At 37.1% G+C, this 23,442-nt stretch carries 22 protein-coding genes; 19 read left to right on the forward strand and 3 right to left on the reverse strand.

Annotated features, from left to right (window positions below; genetic code table 11):
- From LACDD01_RS01245 to nagB, 9 genes are all read left to right on the forward strand, one after another.
- Positions 1-946, forward strand: a 946-nt coding sequence (locus LACDD01_RS01245) for a CDP-glycerol glycerophosphotransferase family protein (protein ID WP_082779247.1), incomplete at its 5' end; no start/stop codon positions are given.
- A gap of 2 nt (positions 947-948) precedes the next feature.
- On the forward strand, positions 949-1,971 hold the full coding sequence (locus tag LACDD01_RS01250; protein WP_061412866.1) for an XcbB/CpsF family capsular polysaccharide biosynthesis protein: 1,023 nt from the start codon (positions 949-951) through the stop codon (positions 1,969-1,971).
- Positions 1,964-2,389: a glycerol-3-phosphate cytidylyltransferase gene (gene tagD / locus LACDD01_RS01255; RefSeq protein ID WP_061412869.1), complete on the forward strand. Its 426-nt coding sequence runs from the start codon at positions 1,964-1,966 to the stop codon at positions 2,387-2,389. Before LACDD01_RS01250 ends, tagD begins: the two co-directional genes overlap by 8 nt.
- The gene (locus LACDD01_RS01260) at positions 2,390-2,821 is read left to right on the forward strand and encodes a hypothetical protein (RefSeq protein WP_061412872.1); all 432 of its coding nucleotides are present in this window, start codon (positions 2,390-2,392) and stop codon (positions 2,819-2,821) included.
- Between the two features lie 6 nt (positions 2,822-2,827).
- Complete coding sequence (locus tag LACDD01_RS01265) at positions 2,828-4,027, forward strand: CDP-glycerol glycerophosphotransferase family protein (RefSeq protein WP_061412875.1); 1,200 nt, start codon at positions 2,828-2,830, stop codon at positions 4,025-4,027.
- Complete coding sequence (locus tag LACDD01_RS01270) at positions 4,017-5,162, forward strand: CDP-glycerol glycerophosphotransferase family protein (RefSeq protein WP_061412878.1); 1,146 nt, start codon at positions 4,017-4,019, stop codon at positions 5,160-5,162. Before LACDD01_RS01265 ends, LACDD01_RS01270 begins: the two co-directional genes overlap by 11 nt.
- Positions 5,159-6,049 (forward strand): phosphodiester glycosidase family protein, encoded by an 891-nt coding sequence (locus tag LACDD01_RS01275; RefSeq protein WP_061412880.1) that lies wholly within the window; start codon positions 5,159-5,161, stop codon positions 6,047-6,049. Before LACDD01_RS01270 ends, LACDD01_RS01275 begins: the two co-directional genes overlap by 4 nt.
- A gap of 10 nt (positions 6,050-6,059) precedes the next feature.
- Positions 6,060-6,968 carry an LCP family glycopolymer transferase gene (locus LACDD01_RS01280; RefSeq protein ID WP_061412881.1) on the forward strand — a complete coding sequence of 303 codons (909 nt, stop codon included), beginning with the start codon at positions 6,060-6,062 and terminating at the stop codon, positions 6,966-6,968.
- A gap of 142 nt (positions 6,969-7,110) precedes the next feature.
- Positions 7,111-7,818 carry a glucosamine-6-phosphate deaminase gene (gene nagB / locus LACDD01_RS01285; RefSeq protein ID WP_004256319.1) on the forward strand — a complete coding sequence of 236 codons (708 nt, stop codon included), beginning with the start codon at positions 7,111-7,113 and terminating at the stop codon, positions 7,816-7,818.
- 37 nt (positions 7,819-7,855) lie between these two features.
- Here the strand turns inward: nagB and glpK are convergent, their stop codons facing one another.
- Together glpK and LACDD01_RS01295 are read right to left on the reverse strand one after the other, a co-directional pair.
- Entirely contained in the window at positions 7,856-9,346 is a 1,491-nt protein-coding gene (gene glpK / locus LACDD01_RS01290; protein ID WP_061412883.1) for a glycerol kinase GlpK, read from the reverse strand.
- Between the two features lie 103 nt (positions 9,347-9,449).
- Positions 9,450-10,058 carry a TetR/AcrR family transcriptional regulator gene (locus LACDD01_RS01295; RefSeq protein WP_019292736.1) on the reverse strand — a complete coding sequence of 203 codons (609 nt, stop codon included), beginning with the start codon at positions 10,056-10,058 and terminating at the stop codon, positions 9,450-9,452.
- Positions 10,059-10,312: 254 nt separating this feature from the next.
- Here LACDD01_RS01295 and LACDD01_RS01300 point away from each other — a divergent pair, with 254 nt between their 5' ends.
- The 5 genes from LACDD01_RS01300 (at position 10,313) to LACDD01_RS01320 (ending at position 18,372) form a co-directional block, all read left to right on the forward strand.
- Complete coding sequence (locus tag LACDD01_RS01300) at positions 10,313-14,572, forward strand: 2-hydroxyacyl-CoA dehydratase (RefSeq protein ID WP_061412886.1); 4,260 nt, start codon at positions 10,313-10,315, stop codon at positions 14,570-14,572.
- Positions 14,573-14,721: 149 nt separating this feature from the next.
- Complete coding sequence (locus tag LACDD01_RS01305; RefSeq protein WP_061412889.1) at positions 14,722-15,771, forward strand: oxidoreductase; 1,050 nt, start codon at positions 14,722-14,724, stop codon at positions 15,769-15,771.
- 13 nt (positions 15,772-15,784) lie between these two features.
- Complete coding sequence (locus LACDD01_RS01310; protein ID WP_061412892.1) at positions 15,785-16,639, forward strand: DUF7916 family protein; 855 nt, start codon at positions 15,785-15,787, stop codon at positions 16,637-16,639.
- A 100-nt stretch (positions 16,640-16,739) separates the two neighbouring features.
- Positions 16,740-17,453, forward strand: a complete 714-nt coding sequence (locus LACDD01_RS01315) for a GntR family transcriptional regulator (RefSeq protein WP_019292397.1) — start codon at positions 16,740-16,742, stop codon at positions 17,451-17,453.
- A gap of 124 nt (positions 17,454-17,577) precedes the next feature.
- Positions 17,578-18,372, forward strand: coding sequence for an SDR family NAD(P)-dependent oxidoreductase (locus LACDD01_RS01320; protein WP_061412895.1), 795 nt, complete (start codon positions 17,578-17,580; stop codon positions 18,370-18,372).
- Between the two features lie 35 nt (positions 18,373-18,407).
- Here LACDD01_RS01320 and LACDD01_RS01325 read toward each other — a convergent pair whose 3' ends face one another.
- Positions 18,408-19,559, reverse strand: a complete 1,152-nt coding sequence (locus LACDD01_RS01325; RefSeq protein ID WP_061412898.1) for a hydroxymethylglutaryl-CoA synthase — start codon at positions 19,557-19,559, stop codon at positions 18,408-18,410.
- Between the two features lie 122 nt (positions 19,560-19,681).
- Between LACDD01_RS01325 and LACDD01_RS01330 the strand changes: the two genes are divergently transcribed.
- The 5 genes from LACDD01_RS01330 to LACDD01_RS01350 all read left to right on the forward strand — a co-directional run bounded on the left by LACDD01_RS01330 (position 19,682) and on the right by LACDD01_RS01350 (position 23,418).
- Entirely contained in the window at positions 19,682-20,824 is a 1,143-nt protein-coding gene (locus tag LACDD01_RS01330; protein ID WP_029343395.1) for a thiolase family protein, read from the forward strand.
- 9 nt (positions 20,825-20,833) lie between these two features.
- Entirely contained in the window at positions 20,834-22,075 is a 1,242-nt protein-coding gene (locus LACDD01_RS01335) for a hydroxymethylglutaryl-CoA reductase, degradative (protein WP_197458019.1), read from the forward strand.
- 158 nt (positions 22,076-22,233) lie between these two features.
- Positions 22,234-22,506, forward strand: coding sequence for a 30S ribosomal protein S16 (gene rpsP, locus LACDD01_RS01340; RefSeq protein WP_004256337.1), 273 nt, complete (start codon positions 22,234-22,236; stop codon positions 22,504-22,506).
- Positions 22,507-22,582: 76 nt separating this feature from the next.
- Positions 22,583-22,822 carry a KH domain-containing protein gene (locus LACDD01_RS01345; protein WP_004256341.1) on the forward strand — a complete coding sequence of 80 codons (240 nt, stop codon included), beginning with the start codon at positions 22,583-22,585 and terminating at the stop codon, positions 22,820-22,822.
- Between the two features lie 197 nt (positions 22,823-23,019).
- Positions 23,020-23,418, forward strand: a complete 399-nt coding sequence (locus tag LACDD01_RS01350) for a Spx/MgsR family RNA polymerase-binding regulatory protein (RefSeq protein WP_019292392.1) — start codon at positions 23,020-23,022, stop codon at positions 23,416-23,418.
- Positions 23,419-23,442: the final 24 nt, after the last annotated feature.

The raw sequence follows: 23,442 nt of genomic DNA on the forward strand, positions 1-23,442 counted from the left end.
CTTTGAAGCTGTCAGGACTGGTTCAAAATTATATTTAGATGCCTTTGCTCAGTCTAAATATATATTTATCAATGGAAACTCTTTAGACAGAGCAGGGAAGAATAAAGAACAAATTATTATTCAGACTTGGCATGGATTTCCAATAAAAAAAATGGTTGCTGATTTAGAAGATGTGCAACAGAGAGAAAAAGAGTTAATGGCATTTGTTCCACGAATGAAAAAATGGGACTATTTACTTACATCCTCAGATTTTCATAGCCAGCTTTTAAGTTCAGCCTTTCAATTGGGCAAAAATAATCATTTGAGAATTTTGAATTTAGGAACACCAAAAAATGGTTATCTAATAGAAAATAAGGAATCCATTCAAGAAAAAGAAAAGATTCACTTAAAGTATCTGAATAAACCAATAGACAGAGATAAGAAATATATTTTATTTTGTCCTACATGGAGAAAGTCTAAAAGGGAAGACATTACTTCCATTAATCTAAAAGAATTAATATCTGAATTACCAGAAGAGTATGAAATTATTGTTAAATTACATCCCTTAGAGAGTAATTTAAGGAGTCAGTATAGTAGTTTGGATAAGAGAATACATTGCTTCTTTAATGAGTTGGTAGATATACAGGAGCTTTATTTACTTTGTGATATTTTGATATCTGACTACTCGTCTGCAATATTTGATTTTGCACATACAGGCAAAAAGGTTATTTTACTTCAAGAAGACTCTGAATCTTATACTCGTCAAATTGGAATGTATTTTGATGCTGGGGAATTATTGAACCTTAAGGGGAGTAATTATACAGCAGTTAGCTTAGCTAGAGAAATTTTATTCAAAGAGAGTGAAGGAAGAATTAATTATGACTATAACAAGCTTATAACCAGTAAATTATTAAATGAAGATAAATATAATTCTGTACAAAGAATATTAGAAAAAATAGGTTTATAACAATGGAAACAAATAATAAATTACTAAATATTGTCTATTCTGAATCAATTATTGATTATAATTACGAAAAAATTGTTGTTGATTTGAAAGATAAAAGAAATATATTAGAGTTAAGTAAAAATAATTATAAGGTTTATGAAATTTATAAGGAATTAATATCACATGACTTTATGTTCTATTTTCATAGTGGAAATAAATCCTATTTTATAAAACGCAAGCTAATAAAAAATATTTGGAAAAGAAATGACTTAGTTCAATATGGAGATTTATTTTATACAATAGAGAAACCCCTAGAAAATAGAACTAATTCTTGGAGTCCTTTACGACTTATTGTTATGTTTTCTTCTATGACAGCCGATGAGTATTACTCACCTAATATTGGTCTAAGATGTTTTACCAAGAATTTTCCTAGTATACAAAAAAGTATTGTAAAAAATACTATGATAATGCGAATAATGGATTTGAACTTATCTCATGGAAGCCATTATATAAATACGGATAATTATCCTAATTTTGAAAATGATGTACAAGAATCTATTATTAATGTAATGTCTCAGTATAATATTCATAAAGATGATGTTGTTCTATATGGAGGTAGTAAAGGGGGAACAGGTGCTCTTTATCATTCATTACTTGGAGATTATAATTCTATAAGTATAGATCCAATTATATCCTTGCTTGAGTATAATGAAATGATGAAAGATAGTCATTATCTTAAAGGACTAAGAAAAGAATCAATATTGGAAGACTTAAAAGAACTTTCACGCAAAGACTTAGATTATGGCAAAATTATTATTGGAAGCCCAGCGATACCCTTTAACTATCGATTATTTTCTCAGTTGAAAAATGATAATATAAAAATACAGGATATTTTTGATGAGTCAATTAAGAGTCATCCAGACATCTCATCAAGCTGTATTTCAGAGCAAGTTACATATTTAAATAATTATTTCTTAAATAGTAATAATTATAAAAAACAAATGAAGAAAATTAAAAATATTTACGGGGAGATTGGTAATGTCTAACAGCAAAACGATTTTAGTCGCAGGTACCTTTGACATTCTCCACGAAAGCCATGTAGACATGTTACGCAATGCCAAGAACCTTGGCGATAAGCTTATCGTCATGCTTTCGACAGATGAATTCAATGCCCAAAAAGGGAAAAAAGCTTATCAAGAATATGCAACCCGTAAGTATATTTTGGAGTCTATCCGTTATGTGGACCTTGTGGTGCCTGAGCAATCTTGGGAGGACAAAGCACTCTATATCGATATGTTTGAGGTTGATATTTTTGTCATGGGTGATGATTGGAAAGGAAAATTTGACTTCTTGAAGGAGCAATTTCCTGAGTTGAAAATCATGTATTTCCCTCGGGGTAAAACTTCATCTTCAAGTATCAAACAAGATTTAGGGAAGATGTATATTTCTAATATTAAAGAATAAATGAACGATATAAAAAAGATTCTCTCAAAATTAGGATTGGTTATTAATCCGCTTAAATTAATAAAACTATTGAAACAAGTTGATTATTTATTCAAGCATCACCAAAATAATTACCCTCATGATCGCAAGGCAACCGACTTATATTTGAAAATTGATAGTAGCATGTATACTTTTCAGGGAAAGAAGTTTTCTAAAGTAGAAAAACTACCTGAGGTGTGCAGTTTAATAACTTTAAGTGAAGTATCTATAACTAAAAGCTTAGCAATTTTAGGAAAAACGGAACAAACAGATATTAATGCTTTATTAAAAGCTTTAAGTAAAGTAAAAAATACAGATACTTTTCAAAAAGTGATTGATGAAATTTCAGAAGATTTTTCTACAAATTTATCACTGAATCAGTTCGTTAAAATAGTAGGGAAAAAATTTATTTAGAGTGTAATGAAAGGGACAATATTGATTTTATTAGCGAGACTAAGATTATTTTTTATAAGAACAATAATGTACCCCTTTCTGTTTATTTTAGGAGTAGTTTTTAAGACAAATTCAAAGATTATTTTGTTGATCTCATTTAATGGAAAGTCCTACTCGGATAATCCACGCTATCTGTTTGAATATATGAGAGATTCGGAACAGTTTTCTGATTATCAACTCATCTGGGCTTTCCAAAAAAAACAAGTCATAGCAGGAGCAAAAACGGTAAAATTTAACTCGCTTCAATATTATTATTATCTTTCTAAAGCCAAATATTGGATCTTCAACTCCAAAATGGCACCTTATTATTATAAGAAGTCAGACCAAGTTTACTTACAAACTTGGCATGGCGTTCCCTTGAAGCGATTAGGGCATGACATCATAGATAATGGTTCAACTTATTATCGAAGCAAACAAAGCTACAAACAGATGGTAAAGTCCTATGATAAGGACCGGAGGCATTGGGATTATCTTATCGCTTCTAGTCCCTTCTCGGCTCAGGTATTTGAAACGGCATTCGCTTTTCCGCAGCCAAAAATGCTCCATATTGGTTACCCGCGTGTTGATTGTTTGGTGCATCCAGATCCTGTAAAGATCGCAGAATTAAAGAGGAAGTATCATTTGCCAACAAATAAAAAAATAATTCTTTATGCTCCAACATGGCGAGATAATGCTTATAGTAATACAGGCTACACCTTTGAATTAAAGGTCGATTTTTACAAATGGAAAAGGGCGCTTGGAGAAGGCTACATTGTTTTGTTTAAACCGCATTACTTGATTTGTAGCACTTACCATATCCCTCGTTATTTAAAGAATTTTGTGCTTTTCATGGATCCAAATCAGGATATTAACGAGGCTTACTTGGTGAGTGATGCCCTGATTACAGACTATTCAAGTGTGTTCTTTGATTATGCACAACTTGGAAGACCGATTTACTTTTATATGTACGATCTTGAATATTATGCTGAAGAATTACGAGGATTTTATCTCAAAGTCCCTGATGATTTACCTAATGATGTCGTAAAAACAGAAGAAGAACTCCTAAAAATGATTAAAGATGATTGTTTTGACTACCAAAGGTTGCTCGCTTTTAACGAGAGATTTAATCCGTGGAATGATGGCAGTGCTTGTGAAAAAATTGTAAGTGAGGTTTTTAGTGAAACTTAAATCTATCGTGTTGACCATCATTTTGGCACTCTTCTATCCTTTTACTTTTCTTTTTCGTGTGCATCAGAACCGTATCACTTTCATTTCGCTTGAGCATGATAACCTATCCAAGGATTTCAAAATTCTGCATGATGAGTTAAGCGCAAAGCAAGAATACGAGATAAAAACTCTACTTTTCAAGTTCCAGCCCACTTTCCTAGGACAACTCCAGTATGGACTGGCTTGTATCCAGCAACTTTTCGCTCTTCAAAGTTCAAAACTGGTGATCATTGACTATAACAACTTTGTCATTTCCAAGTTTCCCCATCGTAAAGAAGTCAAAGTCCTAGAGATTTGGCACGCCACTGCAGCTCTAAAAAACTTTGGCAACTGTGTCCAAAGGGATTACGAAATTAAAAACTACGATTATACTATCGCCAACTCCGACTTTTACAAAGGAGTATATGCCCAAGCTTTCAATCTTCCTGAAGAAAATGTCCTTGTTACAGGTATTCCTAACAATGACAAAATCTTCGATGACCATTTTGTTCAAGACACCAAAGTACGACTTCTTGAAAAGTATCCTGTTTTGGCTAATAAAAAAGTCATTACTTATGCCCCAACATTTCGTGGACGGATCAGTACATATTTTAAAGAAGCCAAGATTGATTTGGCGCGCGTGCACCAAGCCTTGGGTGAAGATTATGTCATTATCTACAAGGCGCATCCACTTATTTCGGGTTCGGCTTATGAGAATAATCCTCATGTCCTTTTCATCGAAGAAGAACCGATCTCCTCGATTTTCTGCGTCACGGATGTTTTGATAACCGATTATTCGGCTATTGCAGTGGATTGGATGGTCTTTGATAAACCCATCATCGCTTATGTGCCCGACTTTAAAAGCTACTCTAAAAAACCAGGTTTAACAATCGATTACTTGCAAGAATTTCCAGGAGAGGTTACTTTTAATGAAGGTGAACTTATCCAAGCGCTCCAAGCAACGGATAGCACATCCTACCAAAAGGAAAGAGCTCTCTTTTTCAAGAAAACCTACAACTATTGTGATGGCAAAGCGACAGAACGTGTGCTTAAGGTGATTGAAGATCTTATGACTGAAAAAACAGTAGAGAAAAATATGAGGGAAGTAGAGATATGAAAACGATAAAAAAACGAAAGAAGTTAGGTTGGTTTATTAGCTTTGGCCTTCTACTAATTGTAGGCTGGTCTGCATTTATAATTATGACTCCTAAAAAACAAGAAGAACCCCATGGTCAAGCTCAAAGTGTACAACATACTGATCAAGAGTCAGGTTATATTGCCTCCAACAGTTCGAAAGAAGCAGTCAAGTCTTCTGAAAGTATTGTCAAAGATACAGGAGAAGCCCGCACGATAAAACTAAACTCGAAAGAGGGGGGCAAGAAGTTTACTGATCTTTCATCGGGCAGTTTTAAAATTTATAAAGCCAACAATGTCGAAGTATTAAAAACGGCAACTTCGGTTGATGCTCCGGCTTTTACCTTGCAAGAAATTATGCAAAAATACCCTGAGGCTTTAATCATGAATGCTTCTGGATTTAATATGAGCACTATGCACATCACAGGCTTTCAGATGAATAATGGAAAACTTTTTAAGGATTGGGGTTCAGATAAGAGAGCTAACAATGCCTTTGTTATCAATAACGACGGCAGTAGTCAAATCTATGACTCTTCTGTACCCGCCTCAACAATCATTGAAAATGGTGGGCAAATGAGTTTCAGTTTCGGTTCGGTGCTAATCCGTGATGGTGAAATTCAAAAAAATGATGGTTCAGTGAATTGGATGATTCACTCTTTTATAGCAAATGACGCGCAGAATAACCTTTACCTTATTATTTCGGATACAAGTACAGGATATGATCAGATTATGAATAAGTTTAAGGAGTTGAATTTAAAAAATGCAGTGGTTCTGGACGGCGGCGGATCAAGTCAAATGGCATTCAAGGGCGAAGTAGTATACCCGAGTCAGGATCAACGCTCAGTTAATGATTTTATCATTCTTAAATAAGGAGAGAGTTATGGGAAAAGAAACTTATAGACGGTCAAGTGGAAAAATAACTACTAAAAAAAAGAGTAAGTTTCCTAAAGTTATCGGTATTACTTTACTTGTCTTGATACTTATTTTTACTGGCTTAGGAGTATTCTTCTATCAAAGTTCAAAAATAGCTATCAATAAGGCTAATACTTTGCATCTTGCAGAAGCACATCCGGTAAACTTAAAGAAAGGAGAAACATTTACGACTTTAATTCTTGGAACAGCTCGTGTAGATAATGAAAAAGTGCTTATGACTTCCAGCTTTACTTCTACAAATGCGAAGCTAAAAAAGACAAGTCTGATCAATGTCCAACCTCTTTTAGTTTTTCCAGATCAAACAACGCTTTATCAAAGTTATACTCAGGGTGGAGCAGAAGCAGTCAGTAAGAAGTTTAATGAGACCTTTGGTACAGAAACTAATAAAGTAGTGGAAATTAACTTTGACAACATGGGGAAACTGGTTGAGGCTAGTGGGGGAATCGTTGTGCAGAATACAACAGCTTTTGTATCCAAAGGCTTCAAATTTGAGCAAGGGTCTGTACAGTTAAAAACAGCGGATGAAGTTTCAGCTTATCTCAGCTTGCTTAACTCTAATGATCAGAAGGGCTATACAGAGAGACTACAAGATGTGGCTATTGCTACATTTGAGAATTTGAAAAATCCTTCTGTCCTTGCGCGACACTCTTTAGCGATTCTGAAAAGTTTTCCTGAGGTTGTCAATACTAACATCAGCTTTCCAGATTTTATGAATATGGTCAAACACTATAATAAGGCGCTTAAGGTAAGTAAAATAAACGTCCATGCGACTAAAATCTCAGGAAACAAGACCCAACTTGTTACCCAAGAAACGCTAGACAAGGTCAAAAATAAATTTGAAAATACTTTAAAATAATAAGGAAAATAAAGACGGCAGCTAGCCGTTTTTATTTATAATTTCATGATAAAAATTGGGTGAAAATTGAACTTTCCTATTGACAAGAAAATGAATAAGCGTTATAATGTGTATATACCAATTTGAAAAAGGAGACTCTCTTATGAAAGTTATCACAGTAAAAAACCAACTTGAAGGCGCAAAAATCGGCTTTGACTTACTCAAAGAAGCAATGGATAATGGAGCAAAAACACTTGGACTTGCTACAGGTTCAACTCCAGTAGAATTCTACAACCAAATCGTTAAATCAGATCTTGATTTTTCAGATATGACTTCAGTAAACTTGGACGAGTATGTTGGACTTGATGGTTCAGATGAACAATCTTACCGTTACTTTATGAGCAAACACCTTTTCAATGAAAAACCGTTCAAAGAAAACTTCTTGCCAAATGGTAAGGCGGCAGATTTGGAAGCAGAAACAAAAGCTTATGACCAAATCATTGCTGAACACCCGATTGATTTCCAAATTCTTGGAATTGGTCAAAACGGACACATTGGTTTCAACGAACCTGGAACTTCATTTGAAGAAACAACACACGTTGTCGATCTCCAAGAAAGTACAATTAAAGCAAATGCACGTTTCTTTGAAAACGAAGAAGATGTGCCACGTCAAGCGATTTCTATGGGTATCGCTTCAATCATGGCAGCTAAATCAATCGTATTGATGGCTTATGGCGAATCAAAAGCAGAAGCAATTAAAGGAATGGTTGAAGGTGAAATCACTGAAGATATGCCAGCATCTATCTTGCAAAAACATGCTGATGTTGTTGTTATTGCAGATGAAGCAGCAGCGGCCTTGTTGAGCAAATAATATAAATAAAAAAAGGTCCAGAATTCTGGATCTTTTTTTATTTAAAAACACGTGTTGCTTCGACAGCTTTTTTCCAACCCTGATGAAGTGTTTGTCGTCGTTTTTCATCCATTTGAGGTTGGAAGCTTTGCCCTTCTGAATAAGAGCTTTTTATTTCATCAATGTCTTTCCAAAAACCAACTGCTAAACCAGCCAAGAAAGCTGCACCAAGAGCTGTCGTTTCAAGATCCTTGGCTTTTTGCACGGGAATATTAAGAATATCCGCTTGGAACTGCATTAAATAGCTATTATTAGCTGCACCTCCGTCAACTTTCAGTAATGGAATATCAATTCCTGAATCTTCTTGCATCGCATCAATAATGTCCTTGACTTGATAAGCAATGCCTTGTAAGGTAGCTTTGATAATATCGTTATTGCTGGTTCCTCGGGTAATGCCAAAGATAGCCCCACGAGCATCCTGATCCCAATACGGAGCACCTAAACCCACAAAAGCAGGTACAACATAGACTTCATCATTATTGGTAGAAGCCAAAGCCGCTGCTTCAGATTCTTTACTGTTATCAATCATTTTCAGACTATCACGGAGCCATTGGACAGAAGAGCCAGCAACAAAAACGGACCCTTCAAGAGCGTAGGTAACTTGACCATTAATACTGTAACCAATCGTGGTTAAAAGATCATTGGATAGTTGTGCCTCTTGACCTGTGTTCATGACGATGAAGGCACCAGTACCATAAGTACTTTTAATCATTCCCGGTTCAAAAGCCATTTGGCCAAATAAGGCCGCTTGTTGATCTCCAGCCATCCCCGCAATAGCTATTTCTGAGCCAAAGAAATGATAGGGCTTGGTCATACCGTAGCATTCAGAATTAGAAACGGGGCGAGGAAGCATAGCTGCCGGAATATTCAAGAGGTCGAGAATATCCTGGTCCCATTGGAGATTATGGATGTTAAAAAGCATGGTCCGGCTTGCATTAGAATAGTCTGTCACATGCGTTTCGCCATCGGTTAATTTCCAGACTAACCAACTGTCAATAGTACCAAAGAGCAATTCACCACGTTCAGCGCGTTCCTGCGCGCCGTCAACCTTATCTAAAATCCAACGTATTTTAGTGGCTGAAAAGTAAGAGTCAATAACAAGACCAGTTTTTTGGTGGATAAGTTTAGAATGGCCGTTTTTTTTCAAAGTATCAGCTATGGCTGCCGATTGTCTAGATTGCCAGACGATTGCATTATAAATGGGCATGCCTGTTTTTTTATCCCATACAACGGTAGTTTCACGTTGATTGGTAATACCAATCGCTCCGACTTCTGCAGGTTTGATGCCTGATTGGATAAGTGCTTCGGAGACAACAGATTGTACCGAATTCCAAATCTCATTGGCATCATGTTCAACCCATCCAGCTTGAGGAAAATGCTGCTGTAATTCTTTTTGTGAACTGCCGACGTGCTGTCCTTGCTTGTTAAAGATTATCGCGCGAGAACTTGTTGTCCCTTGGTCAATTGACATAATGTATTTTGCTTGCATGTAGAGCTCCTTGTATACTTCTCATTATCTTAATTATATCAGAAGTAGCAGAAGGGAGAAAACTATATCTGCACTATAAAACAAAAATACTTACAGCCGAATATTATGATTTTATATTTACACCTAAAACTGTCAAGTGACCATTTGAAATTAATTTAACGATAAGATGTGCAAAATCACTCGGTTTCATGGTACTCGGTGAAGAAACCCACCATTTAAGTGTGCCTGCTAAGATAGAAGTAATATAGCTGATGACAAAATCACTTGGGACTAATACATCGTGTTCCCGAATTTCCAGCTTATCGAAAAGTTCGGTATAACGTTCGGTTAATATCTCGATAAAACGATTAATAATCGTTTGGTCCTGTGATTTATCTATCACAATTTGTGCTACTTCTGGATTTTGACGTACAAAGTCGTAGAAGCGCGCCAACATCTCCTCAATATCATTGACATAAACATCAGTTCCATCCACAGGATTTTGTTCATCTAAAATTTTGATGAAATCCATGATAAAAGTATCAATTAAACTGTCATAAAGATCTTGCTTGTCGGCATAATGTGCATAAAAAGTTGCACGATTTATCATTGCAGCATCTGCAATTTCTTGAATGGAAATTTTTTCAAATTTTTTATTTCTTAACAAAGAAAAGAAAGCTTGTGTAATCATTTTTCGTGTTCTTAAGACACGTAAATCATTTATTTTAGCCATATTAATACATTTCCCCTTTACTTGTAGGTTAAACAACATAATAGTAGTATCTGTTGTTTATTATAGTCCTTTATGATAAATTCTACCGATTTAAGCTATGTAAAACATTTTTGACATAAACGACACGCAACTTCTAAATGTTGTTTAAATGACATTAACTTGTAACTTGACGGTTGAAAAATGAGGAATAAATGATAAAATAGACAATGAATAAGATAAGCAACAGCCTGTCAAATAGAGAAGGAAAAAATACTATGAAAAGTTATAAGGCTGGGATTGATGTCGGCTCTACTACAGTAAAACTCGTTGTTTTTGATGAGGAATATCAGCTCCTTTTTAGCCGATATGAACGTCATTTTTCAGATGTAAAAACGGCAACGATAAAAGTATTAAAAGAATTGTTGGAAGAGAGAGGCGAGTGTTCACTTACCTTAGCAATCACAGGCTCTGGGGGAATGGGACTTGCAGATGTAATTGATGTCCCTTTTATCCAAGAAGTTATCGCAAGCTCGATTACTATCGAGAAATTTATTCCTGAAACAGATGTCATGATTGAACTTGGTGGTGAAGATGCCAAGATGACCTTTTTTGACGCAGGTACCCAAGAGCTACGTATGAATGGGACTTGTGCTGGTGGGACAGGAGCTTTTATTGACCAGATGGCGGCTTTACTCAAAGTAGATGCTGCGGGTGTTAATACATTAGCTAAAGATTATGAGAAAATATACCCCATTGCTAGCCGTTGTGGAGTTTTTGCCAAAACAGATGTTCAGCCCCTTCTCAATGAAGGAGTACGCAAAGAAGATATAGCTGCTTCAATCTTCCAAGCCGTGGTGAATCAAACGATTGCTGGGTTAGCTTCCGGTCGTAAGATTACGGGAAAAATCGCTTTTCTCGGTGGACCGCTCTATTTTATGAGCGAATTGCGCAAACGTTTTATTGAAACTTTGGATATTGCAGAAGAGGATGTTATTTTTCCGGAAAATCCTCAACTTTTTGTGGCAATGGGTGCTGCTCTGGCTGAGGAAACAAGAACAAGTACGATTCGCACTTTAATTGATAATCTAGAAAGTGACAATAGCGACAGCTTGATTCCCCAGGATACGTTGGATCGTCTTTTTGAAAATGAACAAGAGTTAGCAGATTTTCGAGCACGACATGCTAAGGCAAAAGCAAGCTATAAAAAGCTCTCTGAACATCAAGGAGCAACTTTTTTAGGGATTGATGCTGGATCAACCACAACAAAAATTGTGCTCATTGATGGTGAGGGGCATATTCTTTTTGATCATTATGGTTCAAATAATGGTGAACCTTTAGAGTCAGTCATTGACGTCTTAAAAGAAGTCTATCGTTTACTGCCAAAAGATGTTTATATTGCCAAATCTACAGTGACCGGCTATGGTGAACACCTGATTAAAGCTGCACTCCGAGTCGATTACGGGGAAGTTGAAACGATGGCGCACTATAAGGCAGCGGACTATTTTAATCCCGGTGTGGACTTTATTTTAGATATTGGTGGCCAAGACATGAAAGCTATGCGGATCACCGATGGTGCTTTAAGTTCAATATCTTTAAACGAAGCTTGTTCTTCTGGTTGTGGTTCTTTCATTGAAACTTTCGCTCATTCTTTGAAATACGATGTGCGTGACTTTGCTGAAATTGCACTATTAGCAAAACATCCTGTCAATCTGGGCTCACGTTGCACAGTCTTTATGAATTCGAAAGTGAAACAAGTCCAAAAAGAAGGTGCGACTGTAGGAGATATCTCTGCTGGTTTAAGTTACTCTGTCATCAAAAATGCCCTCTATAAAGTAATTAAAGTTAAACGTCCTGAAGAATTAGGAACAAAGATTGTCGTTCAAGGTGGGACTTTCTATAATGAAGCTGTACTTCGTGCTTTCGAAAAAATCTCCGAACGTGAAGTTGTCCGTCCCTCTATAGCAGGACTTATGGGCGCTTATGGCTGTGCTTTAATTTCGCTAGAAAAGGAGGAGTATGGGCAAAAATCAAGAATTCTGAACTTGCACGATTTGGAAGCTTTCAGCACACAAAAAGAATTTATGGTTTGTGGCCTTTGCGAAAATCAGTGTAAAATGACGTTGACCGTCTTTAATGACGGCAGTAAGTTTGTTACAGGAAACCGCTGTGAGCGAGGCGCAGAAAAAGCAACACAAGTAAAAGTTGACAAACGTGATAAAAAGGTTAATCTTGTCGACTATAAATACAAGAAACTTTTCAAATACCGGAGCTTAACCAAGAAAAAACAGACCCGTGGAGAAATAGGGATTCCGCGTGTCCTAAATATGTATGAAAATTATCCGCTCTGGCATACCATGTTAACGGATTTAGGTTTCCGAGTAATATTATCCCCTAAGTCTGATAAAGAACTTTTTGAAAAAGGAATTGAAACAATTCCTTCTGATACAGTTTGTTATCCTGCCAAGCTATCACATGGACACATTATGTCCTTGATTCAAAAGGATGTTCCGGCTATCTTTTATCCTTCAGTGCTTTATGAACAAAAAGAACAGGCTCAAGCAGAAAATAATTATAACTGTCCGATTGTTCAGTCTTATCCTGAAGTGATTCGTAACAATATTGATGAAATTCGAGAAGGTAAAGTTAAATACCTTCATCCATTTATTAATCTAGCTGATCAGGAAGGTGGAGCTGTCAATGTCCATAAAGCTTTGCTTGGGCAGGGTTTCAAAGTGGATTTATCTGAAGTGAAGGCTGCAGTTTTCCACGGTTTTGAAGAGATGGAGAACTTCAAGCAAGACATTCGGGATAAGGCAGAAGAGTTGCTCATGCAGATTAACCTTAACAAGGAAAAAGCTATAGTTCTCTCAGGTCGTCCTTATCATTTGGATCCAGAGATTAATCATGGCATTGCTGACATTATTACGCAAGAGGGTTTCCACGTCCTTACAGAGGACAGCATTGCACATCTTGAAGAAGTTGCTGGGCTGCGCGTTGTTAATCAATGGGTTTACCACTCACGCCTATATGCTGCAGCGCAAGTAGTGTGTAAAAATAAAAATTTGGAATTAGTACAATTGAATTCATTTGGTTGTGGTTTGGATGCAGTGACAACAGACCAAGTCGAAGAAATTATGCGCAACCATAATAAACTCTATACAGTCCTTAAGATTGATGAAGGCTCAAATATGGGAGCAGTGCGTATTCGTTTACGTTCTCTTAAAGCAGCAGTTTCAGAACGTAGTCGACATGGTGTTGAAGAAAATATTCAAATCAAAGAAATTGTTGAGACACATCCGGTTTTTACAAAAGAAATGGCTAAAAAACACACGCTTCTCATGCCAATGTTGTCGCCAATTCACCAAGAAGGCTTGCTCGAGAACGCTTTTGCAGCTTCAGGTTACAATGTAGTTGTTTTGCCAGAAACCCAAAGCTCGGTGAACAACGGACTAAAATTTGTGAATAATGATTCTTGCTACCCTGCAATCATAACGATTGGTCAACTCATCGAAGCTCTCCAATCTGGCGAATACGATGTAAACAATACATCCGTCATGATGACCCAAACAGGTGGTGGATGTCGCGCAACAAACTATATTCCTTTACTTCGTAAGGCCCTTGTCGATGCAGGTTTCCCCCAGGTTCCAGTGGTAAGCTTATCCATGGGCAACCAAGGGACAGAAAAAGGCTTTAAGTTTACTGTGCCACTTTTGACTCGTTTTATGATTGCTGTGCTTTATGGAGATTTGTTTGAGCGCGTGGTTTATCGGACGCGGCCTTATGAAGCTGAAAAAGGTTCAGTCAATGCACTTCATGCGAAATGGTTAGAAAAAGCACAACATAATGTTAAATCTGCTTCTATTTTTGAATTCAACAAGAACATGAAACAGATAATCAAGGACTTTGATAATATCGAACTCCTTGATATTCAAAAACCTCGTGTGGGTGTTGTCGGTGAAATTCTGGTTAAATACAGCAAAACTGCCAATAATGACATTGTGAGCATTATCGAAGAAGAAGGCGCTGAAGCAGTAGTTCTCGATTTGATTGGCTTTATGAACTATTCTTTATACAACCAAATTTGGAAAACAGATGAGATTGGTTTTGCTAAGAAAAATAAATTGATGGCAAAAACACTACTCTCTATTATTAATATGTTGGAAAAACCGATGGATAAAGCTTTACGTGCTTCTGACCGTTTTGACGGTATTGAGTCTATTTATGAAATAGCGGCCAATACAGAAGGAATCGTTTCAGTGGGTAATCACACAGGTGAAGGCTGGTTCTTGACAGGAGAAATGATTGAGCTCTTGCAAAAAGGCGTTCAAAACATCGTCTGTCTCCAACCGTTTGGTTGCCTTCCCAACCATATTGTCGGTAAAGGAATGCTGAAAGAGTTACGTCGGCAATATCCGGGTGCAAATATTAGCCCAATTGATTATGATCCAGGTGTTTCTGCGGTCAACCAGCTCAATCGGATTCGTTTGATGATGGCAACAGCTAAAAAAGCAATGAAGGAAGAAGTAACAGTTTAAAATAAAAAAGCATTTTTATAAATGTTTTTTTTTACTTAATTTTAGTTGGGAATTTATATTCTTGACAATTCTATTTTTTAAAAGTATAATTCAATTTATATAAAAGTATAGTCTTTTATAATGTAACATATATATTTAAGGAGAATCTTATGCTTACAATGGGATTTATCGGTTTTGGGAAATCAGCAAATCGCTATCACCTTCCTTATGTTATTCTGCGTGAAAACATCAAGGTTAAAACAATTTTTGATTTACACATTAATGAAGAACTTGCAGCACCATATTTGGAAAAGGGCGTGCATTTCACAACTGATTTAGAAGAAATGCTGAAGGATGATGACATACAACTTATCACAATTTGTACGCCAGCCCACACGCATTATGAGCTGGCTAAGAAAGTAATTGAAGCTGGAAAATCAGTAATCGTAGAGAAACCTTTTGTTGACACATTGGAACATGCCAAAGAGTTGCTCGCCTTAGGGAAAGAAAAAGGTGTTATGGTGGCCCCTTACCAAAACAGACGTTTTGATGGGGATTATTTGGCAGTAAAGCAGGTTATTGAGCGTGGCTTACTTGGAGACATTCTTGAAGTGGAAGCGCACATTGATTATTATCGTCCAGGATCAATAACAGAAGAAGGTCCAAAAGAAGCAGGTGCGTTTTATGGTTTAGGTATTCACTCTATTGATAGACTCGTGGCACTTTTTGGGCGTCCTGAAGCAGTAACTTATGATATTAGAAACAATGAAGTTGCAGAAGCAGTAGATAATTATTTTGACGTTGATTTGCACTATGGAAACCAATTAAAAGTTAAAGTAAAAACAAATCATCTGGTGGCACAAGATTATCCAAGATTTATCGTTCATGGAACAAAAGGATCCTTTATTAAGTACGGTGAGGATCAACAAGAAAATGATTTGAAAGCTGGAATTATGCCTGAAGTATCAGAATTTGGGGAAGATAGTCCTATGAATTATGGTATTGTTAAATATCAAAATGCAAATGGCGACTGGATTGAAAAGCAAATAAAAACACCTGTTGGCGATTATGGTCGCTATTATGACGCTGCCTATGATACTATTATTAATGGTGTTGAAAAATTAGTGAAAGATGAAGAAGTTATCACCAATATTGAGATTTTGGAAAATGGCTTTAACCAAGTTTCACCTTCGGTTTACCGTTTAAGCATGTTGGACTAGGAGATATAGCACTATGAAAAGAATTTTAGGATATGAAGCTTCTGATTTTACACGGGAGAGTACATCCAAAGAATTCAAAGAAGCTATTTTAAAAGCAGAAGGACGCACAATACTCGTGGATCTAGCTGCAGAAAATGTACCACTCTATCCAGAGGTTACAAATGGTGAAATGGCGGCAGCCTTTGGTGCAGATTTATTACTTTTGAAAGATATTGATGTGCAAAAGATGGTCATTCCTGGACTAGGGGAGGTTAATGACCTCTCAGAGTTACGGAAGTTAACAGGAACCGCTGTTGGTGTCAATTTAATTATCAAAGATACCGGACCTGAATATAAGAGAGTGACAGACGCATCGATAAAGGAAGTTCTTCGCAAAGGAATAAATTTCTTATCGTTAACAGCATATGTTACGCCTGAAGCAAGCCCAGAGCGTATTGTAACGGATATTAAGCTGGTACGTCGTTTCTATAATGGCTTTTTAATGCTGAATCCCGTTGTCTCACATGGCTCAGATTTGGTTTGGGAAAACTTAAAAGCCTATATTGATGCCGGAATTGATATGCTTGACTTACCCGCTCCGGGGGCTGTACCAGGTACCACAGAAGAACAAATCGCACGATTAGCCTTTGCGACTAGAAAAACAGGTACATTGGTGGACTGTGTGGTTGGAACTTCGCAAGAAGGTGCAGATAAAAGTACGATTCAAAGTTTAGCTTTGGCGGCCAAACGTGCAGGTGCAGATGTCTTTGAGCTGGGAGATGCAGGCGTAGCTGGAATGCCAGCTCCCGAAAATATTTTTCATGCTTCAATGAGTATTCGAGGAAAACGTCACACTTATGTGAGAATGGCGCGCTCAGCCAATCGCTAATAAAGTAAAAATCATAAGTTACTATCACTTATGATTTTTACTTTATTTTCCTACGATATTGTGTAATAATAATGAGAATGTCAGTTTATGAGGTCGGTATATGAAAAAGAAACAGCCAAAATATTTGGTAATTTATGAAGATGTTAAGGAAAAAATTTTGTCTGGTCACTATCCTATCAACTCCAGGATTGCAGATGGTAACGCCTTAGTACAAGAGTATGATGCGAGTTTAATGACCGTGAAAAAAGCATTGGATATTCTTGTGTCAGAGGGTTTTTTGATCCGCCGAAGAGGTTATGGAACGATAGTAAAAGATTGGACCAAAGGCAAAAAAGCGCATCTCTATGCTGTAGAGGGTTCTTCCAAGCGTCATTCAGGACAAATGGAATCTAAAGTTTTAACTTTTGAAGTTGAGCATCCAAATGCGGATATTGCTCATAAATTATCCATAGATGTAGAGGAGTTCATATATCGTATTGAACGGGTAAGATATGTCAAAAAGGTGCCAACGATTATTGAGTACACTTATATGCCCATTTCCATTATTCCACAATTGAAATATTCCCATCTAACGGGTTCCATTTATAAATATATCTTGGAAGAACTTGGTCTTGTTATTCAGAGTTCATTTCTTAATGTTAAAGGTGTACGTCCCAACGCATTAGAAAAGCAGACTATGCATCTTACAGATACGGATTTTCTGATGCAAGTCGAGCAAGTTGCTAACCTTGATGATGGACGTATTTTTGAATATTCGATAGCCCGTCATTTACCTGAGTCATTTAACTTTGAGACAGTGATCTTTAACAACTAAACACAGGGCAAAACTTACTTTTAGGTTCCTAAGTTACTCAAAAGTAGGTACTATACAAGTAGGATAATCTGCTATATAATGATTAGAGTACAGAAGTGAAGCTAATGACGAAAGGACCAAATAAATGGATTTAAAATTAACAAATAAACTTGCTTTAGTTACCGGATCAACCAAAGGTATTGGACGTGCGATTGCTGAAAGTCTTGCGGCCGAAGGTACCGATGTTATTATTAATGGCAGAACTTCGGATGTTGTGGATAAAGTAATTGAAGAACTTAACAAAAAATATCCAAACCAAACTTTTTATCCAGCAGCCTATGATTTATCAATAGAAAATGAACGACAAGCTCTTTTTCAAGCTTTTCCAGAAGTTGATATTTTAGTCAATAATATGGCAATATTTAACGATGCAAAGTTTGAAGACATCGAATTAGATGAATGGCGCCGTTACTTTGAGGTTAATTCAATATCAGGGATTGCTTTATCTCAATTTTATCTTCCTAAAATGAAGACAAAAAATGCTAATGGGCGTGTCATTTTTATCGCATCAGAAGCAGCAATTATGCCAAGTCCAGAAATGCCGCATTATTCTATGACCAAAACAATGAATCTGTCTTTAGCGAAATCCTTAAGCCGTGAAACAGTAGGTACTACGGTAACAATAAATACAGTAATGCCAGGATCAACATTAACTGAAGGTGTTGAGAATTTATTGGCTTCACTTTATCCAGATATAGAGTCTGTTGAAGAGAGAAGTCGCGCCTTCATGTTGAACAATCGTCCAACATCAACGATTCAACGTTTGATTCATCCTGAAGAAATTGGTAATTTTGTCGCTTATGTCGCTAGTCCTCTTGCAGATGCTTTTTCTGGTGAAGCTCTTCGTATGGATGGCGGGCTTGTTCCGACAATTTTTTAAATAAACAAAAAAACATTGGCCGTAACCAATGTTTTTTATTTACGATAAAGTCGTGTTGAATTTTTTAATTCAGCAAGGCTATAGGGCATAGGATCAGAGAATTTTTGATCAACATGTGCATCCAGACTTTCTGAGAACATTTCTTCATATTCTGGAATAGAAAGTTTTTTACGATTGTCTAAAAGAGCTTGGTGCTCTGATTTGCGGAGATGTTTCTCAAAGCCATCAACTAATTGACCAGAGAAAAATTCGGCAACTGTTCCAGAGCCATAGCTGAAGAGCCCAATCTTATCATCTGCTTTTAAATTTTCAGCATTTTCTAGCAAGGAAATCAAACTGAGATAAAGCGAACCTGTATAAAGATTTCCTACACGACGATTATAGACAATTCCTTTCTCATACTGCGCCAGAAGATGTTCTTGAACTTCAGAACTTTCATTTTCAAGTTGAGGAAGAAGTGCTTTTTTTCCCATCTTAGTATAAGGAGTATGGAAAGCTAAGGCAGCAAAATCAGAGAAACTAAGGCCAGTACGACGTACATACTCTTGCCAAACTTTAGCAAAAGCCTCGATATAAGTAGCATTTGAAAACTGACCATCAACAGTTGGATAAGTATCACCAAAAGGACGCCAGAAGTCATAAATATCTTGTGTCAAGCTGACAGAGTCATCATTGAGTGCTAAGATATTAGGGTTAGCTGCAATTAACATGGCTACAGCACCAGCGCCTTGTGTGGGTTCGCCACCCGTGTTCAAGCCATATTTGGCAATATCAGTCGCGATAACGAGAACTTTACGCTCTGGGTGACGATAAACATGGTCTTTAGCCATTTGCAAGCCCGCAGTTGTTGCATAACAGGCTTCTTTAAGTTCAATAGAACGCGCAAAAGGTTGAATATCAAGTAAACCATGAACAACAACAGCAGAGGCTTTTGACTCATCAACAGAAGACTCGGTCCCAACAATGACCATGTCAATTGCTTGCTTATCTTCTTCAGTCAGAATTTCAGCAGCTGCGTTGGTCGCAAAGGTGATGAGATCTTGGCTGATCGGATTGACGGCCATTTGGTCTTGTCCAATACCGATATAAAATTTAGCAGGATCAATGTTACGCGCCAGCGCTAAATCAGTCATATCTACATAAGTTTCAGGAACAAAAAAGGCAAGTTTGTCAATACCAATATTCATATATATCCTCCAGTTTATATGCTTTATTAATTTGTATGTTTAAGCTCCAATTTTAACATAAAAGATTAAAAATTGGAAAAAACTTTTGACTATTTGGGGCAGAAATGTGCTATACTTGGCTTATGAAAGAAATAGTAATTATCGATGCGCTTCGTACGCCTGTCGGAAAATATGATGGTGCTCTGTCAGATAAGACAGCTGCAGAACTGGGTGTTCATGTAGTTAAAAATCTACTTGAGCGCCATGAAGATATTAAAGATGACGTCAAACAAGTGATTTTTGGCAATGTACTACAGGCTGGTACAGGGCAAAATATTGCACGTCAGATCTCAATCAATAGTGGTCTATCTCACCATGTTCCAGCTTCAACGATAAATGAAGTCTGTGGTTCAGGTATGAAGGCAGTGATTCTCGCTAAACAACTTTTACAACTTGAGGAAGCGGATGTCGTGATTGCTGGGGGAACAGAATCCATGTCTCAATCCCCAATCATTCGTCACCGTAAATCTGGCGAAGAAGTTCTTACAATGATGTCTGAGGGCTTGGTAGATGCCTTTAATGGCGAATCTATGGGTTTGATCGGTGAAACAATCGCCGAGCAATTTGAAATTAGTCGTGAAGAACAAGATCGCTTTGCTCAACGTTCGCAAGAAAAAGCTCTAGCTGCACGTACAGCGGGTGCATTTGAAAAAGAAATTGTACCATTTTCAGATTTAGCAGAAGATGAGACAATTCGTGCAAACTCGTCATTAGAAAAGCTTTCTTCACTACGTACTGCTTTCAGTGAAAACGGAAGTGTAACGGCAGGTAACTCATCGCCAGTAAATGATGGTGCATCTGCTTTGATTTTAGCAAACGATGATTATGCCGAAGCCAAAGAGCTTCCAGTCTTGGCAAAATTATTAGCTAGTGAAGAAGTTGGAATTGATCCTGAAATTATGGGTGTTTCCCCGATTAAAGCCATTCGCCAATTGCTTGATCGTACAGATTTGGATATTGAAGATATCGACTTATTCGAAATCAATGAAGCTTTTGCGGCTTCCAGTGTTGCTGTAAATCAAGAACTCAATATTCCAGAAGAAAAAGTGAATATTTATGGTGGAGCTATTGCTTTAGGGCATGCTATTGGTTCATCAGGAGCACGTGTCTTGACTACTTTAGCTTATGCACTTCAACGCGAAAATAAGCGCTATGGTATTGCTAGCCTTTGTATTGGTGGCGGTCTCGGTTTGGCTGTCCTCTTGGAAAACCCTAATTTAGTGTAAGCAATGAATATGAAGAAAAAATTTTACCAAATGAGTCCAGCAGAGCGTCTGGATTTTCTTGACTTAAAGTCAGAAACACGACAAATTCTAGAAGAAACAGTACTTGATGCGGCTTTAGCAGATAATCTCATCGAAAACCAAATCAGTGAATTCGAGCTACCCATGGGCTTGGCGCAAAACTTTGTCATTAATGGCAAAAAATTCCTCGTTCCAATGGTAACCGAAGAACCTTCCGTGATTGCAGCTGCAAGTAATGGCGCAAAAATAGCTGGAAATTTTCAAACGGTGCTTTCGGAACGATTAATGCGAGGGCAGATTGTTTTTTATGATGTTGATCAGGCAGACCACTTAATGCAGACTATCGAAGAAAATCAAGCAGGTATTTTTCGTGCTGCCAAAGAAGCTTATCCTTCCATTATTAAACGTGGTGGTGGTTTACGACAGGTGAGCAGTAGAGCTTTCGAAGCAGAAGGCTTTGTATCCGTTGATTTTAAAGTGGACGTGAAGGACGCAATGGGAGCGAATATTGTTAATGCCATTTTGGAAGGCGTTGCTAATCTTTTTCGCACATGGTTTCCAGAGCAAAAAATATTATTCAGTATCTTGAGCAATTATGCTACGGAATCTTTGGTTAAAGTCAGTTGTGAAATTCCCGTTGAACGACTGAGTAAAGGTAATAATGGGCAAGAAGTTGCGGAAAAAATTCAGGCGGCTTCACGTTTTTCTAAAATTGATCCTTATCGTGCTGCCACACATAATAAAGGCATTATGAATGGCATCAACGCTGTTGTCCTTGCCACAGGAAATGACACGCGTGCTGTGGCTTCTGGAATTCATGCTTATGCAAGCAAGGAAGGAAGCTACCAAGGTCTAGCGAAATGGGATGTCAAGGATGGCTTACTTTTGGGAAGTCTTGAGCTACCATTACCGGTGGCGACGGTTGGCGGGGCAGTGAAAGTTTTGCCAAAAGCTCAAGCTGCTTTAGAACTCTTAGAAATTACAGAAGCCAAAGAATTAGCACAGGTCATGGCTGCAGTTGGTTTGGCACAAAATTTGGCTGCTTTGCGTGCTCTAGTTTCTGAGGGAATACAGCAAGGACATATGAGTTTACAAGTTCGGGCCTTAGCAATGACAGTTGGCGCGAAAGACGAAGAAATCACTATTTTGAGTGAAAAACTTCGCCGAGAAAAAGTAATGAATCAAGCGATAGCTGAAAAACTTTTGCTAGAGATTCGTCATAACAACAAATAATCAAGGCTCATAACTCGCTTTGCTCCCTACGTATTGCCATTCTAATCTGCTAAAGCAGAAAGAATGGTAATAAAAATGCTGTCAAGTTTTTTTCTTGACAGGGAAAAATTTTATGCTATAATAGTTAAGTAATAAAAAATAGAAATAGGAAATATAACATGTCTGTAAAAATTCGTTTAACTCGCATGGGTTCAAAGAAAAAACCTTACTACCGTATCAACGTTGCTGATTCACGTTCACCACGTGATGGTCGTTTCATCGAAACAGTTGGAACTTACAACCCACTTGTAGCTGAAAACCAAGTAACTTTGAAAGAAGAACGCGTTATGGAATGGCTTAACAATGGTGCACAACCATCTGATACAGTTCGTAACATCCTTTCAAAAGCTGGCGTTATGAAAAAATTCCACGAACAAAAATTCAGCAAATAATATTAAAAGCGGCTTAAGCCGCTTTTTGTCAATTTCACAATAATTTGGACGATTTTAGTCAGAGTAGAGGTAAGAAATGCAAAAAGATGTGAAAGAACTTGTAATGACAATTGTAAAACCTTTGGTCACAGAACCCGATGCTGTTTCATTGGAAATTATCGAAGGTGAAGAATTTATGGAGTACCATTTGGAAGTAGCGGAAGCTGATATTGGTCGTATCATTGGCCGTCAAGGACGTATCATTCAAGCAATTCGCACAGTCGTTTACTTTGTGCCCGTTGAGGGTAAAAAAGTTCGCCTTTTGGTGGATCAATAAGATATTAAATAAAAGAGCGCAGGTCATAAATCTGTGCTTTTTTATTTAATATCTTGGATTTGTGGCAAAAAACTAGACAATTTTAAATTTGGTTTAAGGAACAGTTAACTCACAAATAAGAAAAGAATAGTATATTAAAGATACGACTTTGAAAAATTGCTAAAAGGTTCTGAAAATGGGAATAAGAGGGATAAACTATGATTAAGCTATATACGGCGGCGGCCAACTCATCATCACAAAAGGTAAGAAAATGGCTTATGGATCATCACTTAGAGTTCCAAGAAATCAATCTCACCAAAGATACACTTACAAAAGAAGAAGTTCTTGCAATCTTTTCTTTAACGGAAGAAGGCTCTGATGATATTATTACACGTAGAGGAAAAGCCATCCAAAATTTAAAAGATGATTTTTATTCTTTAACGATTCAAGAACTGATTCAAGCAATCGTTGATAATCCCCTGCTACTTCGTCAGCCATTAATCATAGACAATAGCCATTTGCAAGTCGGCTATCACGAAGAAGATATCCGAAAATTTTTGCCTCGAGAAGTACGGAAAGTTATGATTGAAGACTTTGCTAAAAAAAGAAAATTATAAATAAAAAAATGCTGATTTAAAGAG

This window comes from Lactococcus sp. DD01, from assembly GCF_001578715.1.
Lineage (GTDB): Bacteria > Bacillota > Bacilli > Lactobacillales > Streptococcaceae > Lactococcus > Lactococcus petauri.

Bases quoted from the DNA above. Each gene is read 5' to 3' on its own strand.
- tagD (WP_061412869.1), top strand. From the start codon at position 1,964: ATGTCTAACAGCAAAACGATTTTAGTCGCAGGTACCTTTGACATTCTC.
- LACDD01_RS01275 (WP_061412880.1), top strand. From the start codon at position 5,159: ATGAAAACGATAAAAAAACGAAAGAAGTTAGGTTGGTTTATTAGCTTT.
- LACDD01_RS01320 (WP_061412895.1), top strand. From the start codon at position 17,578: ATGGATTTAAAATTAACAAATAAACTTGCTTTAGTTACCGGATCAACC.
- LACDD01_RS01325 (WP_061412898.1), bottom strand. From the start codon at position 19,559: ATGAATATTGGTATTGACAAACTTGCCTTTTTTGTTCCTGAAACTTAT.
- LACDD01_RS01335 (WP_197458019.1), top strand. From the start codon at position 20,834: ATGAAGAAAAAATTTTACCAAATGAGTCCAGCAGAGCGTCTGGATTTT.
- LACDD01_RS01260 (WP_061412872.1), top strand. From the start codon at position 2,390: ATGAACGATATAAAAAAGATTCTCTCAAAATTAGGATTGGTTATTAAT.
- LACDD01_RS01305 (WP_061412889.1), top strand. From the start codon at position 14,722: ATGCTTACAATGGGATTTATCGGTTTTGGGAAATCAGCAAATCGCTAT.
- rpsP (WP_004256337.1), top strand. From the start codon at position 22,234: ATGTCTGTAAAAATTCGTTTAACTCGCATGGGTTCAAAGAAAAAACCT.
- LACDD01_RS01295 (WP_019292736.1), bottom strand. From the start codon at position 10,058: ATGGCTAAAATAAATGATTTACGTGTCTTAAGAACACGAAAAATGATT.
- LACDD01_RS01330 (WP_029343395.1), top strand. From the start codon at position 19,682: ATGAAAGAAATAGTAATTATCGATGCGCTTCGTACGCCTGTCGGAAAA.
- LACDD01_RS01350 (WP_019292392.1), top strand. From the start codon at position 23,020: ATGATTAAGCTATATACGGCGGCGGCCAACTCATCATCACAAAAGGTA.
- glpK (WP_061412883.1), bottom strand. From the start codon at position 9,346: ATGCAAGCAAAATACATTATGTCAATTGACCAAGGGACAACAAGTTCT.
- LACDD01_RS01280 (WP_061412881.1), top strand. From the start codon at position 6,060: ATGGGAAAAGAAACTTATAGACGGTCAAGTGGAAAAATAACTACTAAA.
- LACDD01_RS01300 (WP_061412886.1), top strand. From the start codon at position 10,313: ATGAAAAGTTATAAGGCTGGGATTGATGTCGGCTCTACTACAGTAAAA.
- LACDD01_RS01310 (WP_061412892.1), top strand. From the start codon at position 15,785: ATGAAAAGAATTTTAGGATATGAAGCTTCTGATTTTACACGGGAGAGT.
- nagB (WP_004256319.1), top strand. From the start codon at position 7,111: ATGAAAGTTATCACAGTAAAAAACCAACTTGAAGGCGCAAAAATCGGC.
- LACDD01_RS01315 (WP_019292397.1), top strand. From the start codon at position 16,740: ATGAAAAAGAAACAGCCAAAATATTTGGTAATTTATGAAGATGTTAAG.
- LACDD01_RS01265 (WP_061412875.1), top strand. From the start codon at position 2,828: ATGAAAGGGACAATATTGATTTTATTAGCGAGACTAAGATTATTTTTT.
- LACDD01_RS01345 (WP_004256341.1), top strand. From the start codon at position 22,583: ATGCAAAAAGATGTGAAAGAACTTGTAATGACAATTGTAAAACCTTTG.
- LACDD01_RS01250 (WP_061412866.1), top strand. From the start codon at position 949: ATGGAAACAAATAATAAATTACTAAATATTGTCTATTCTGAATCAATT.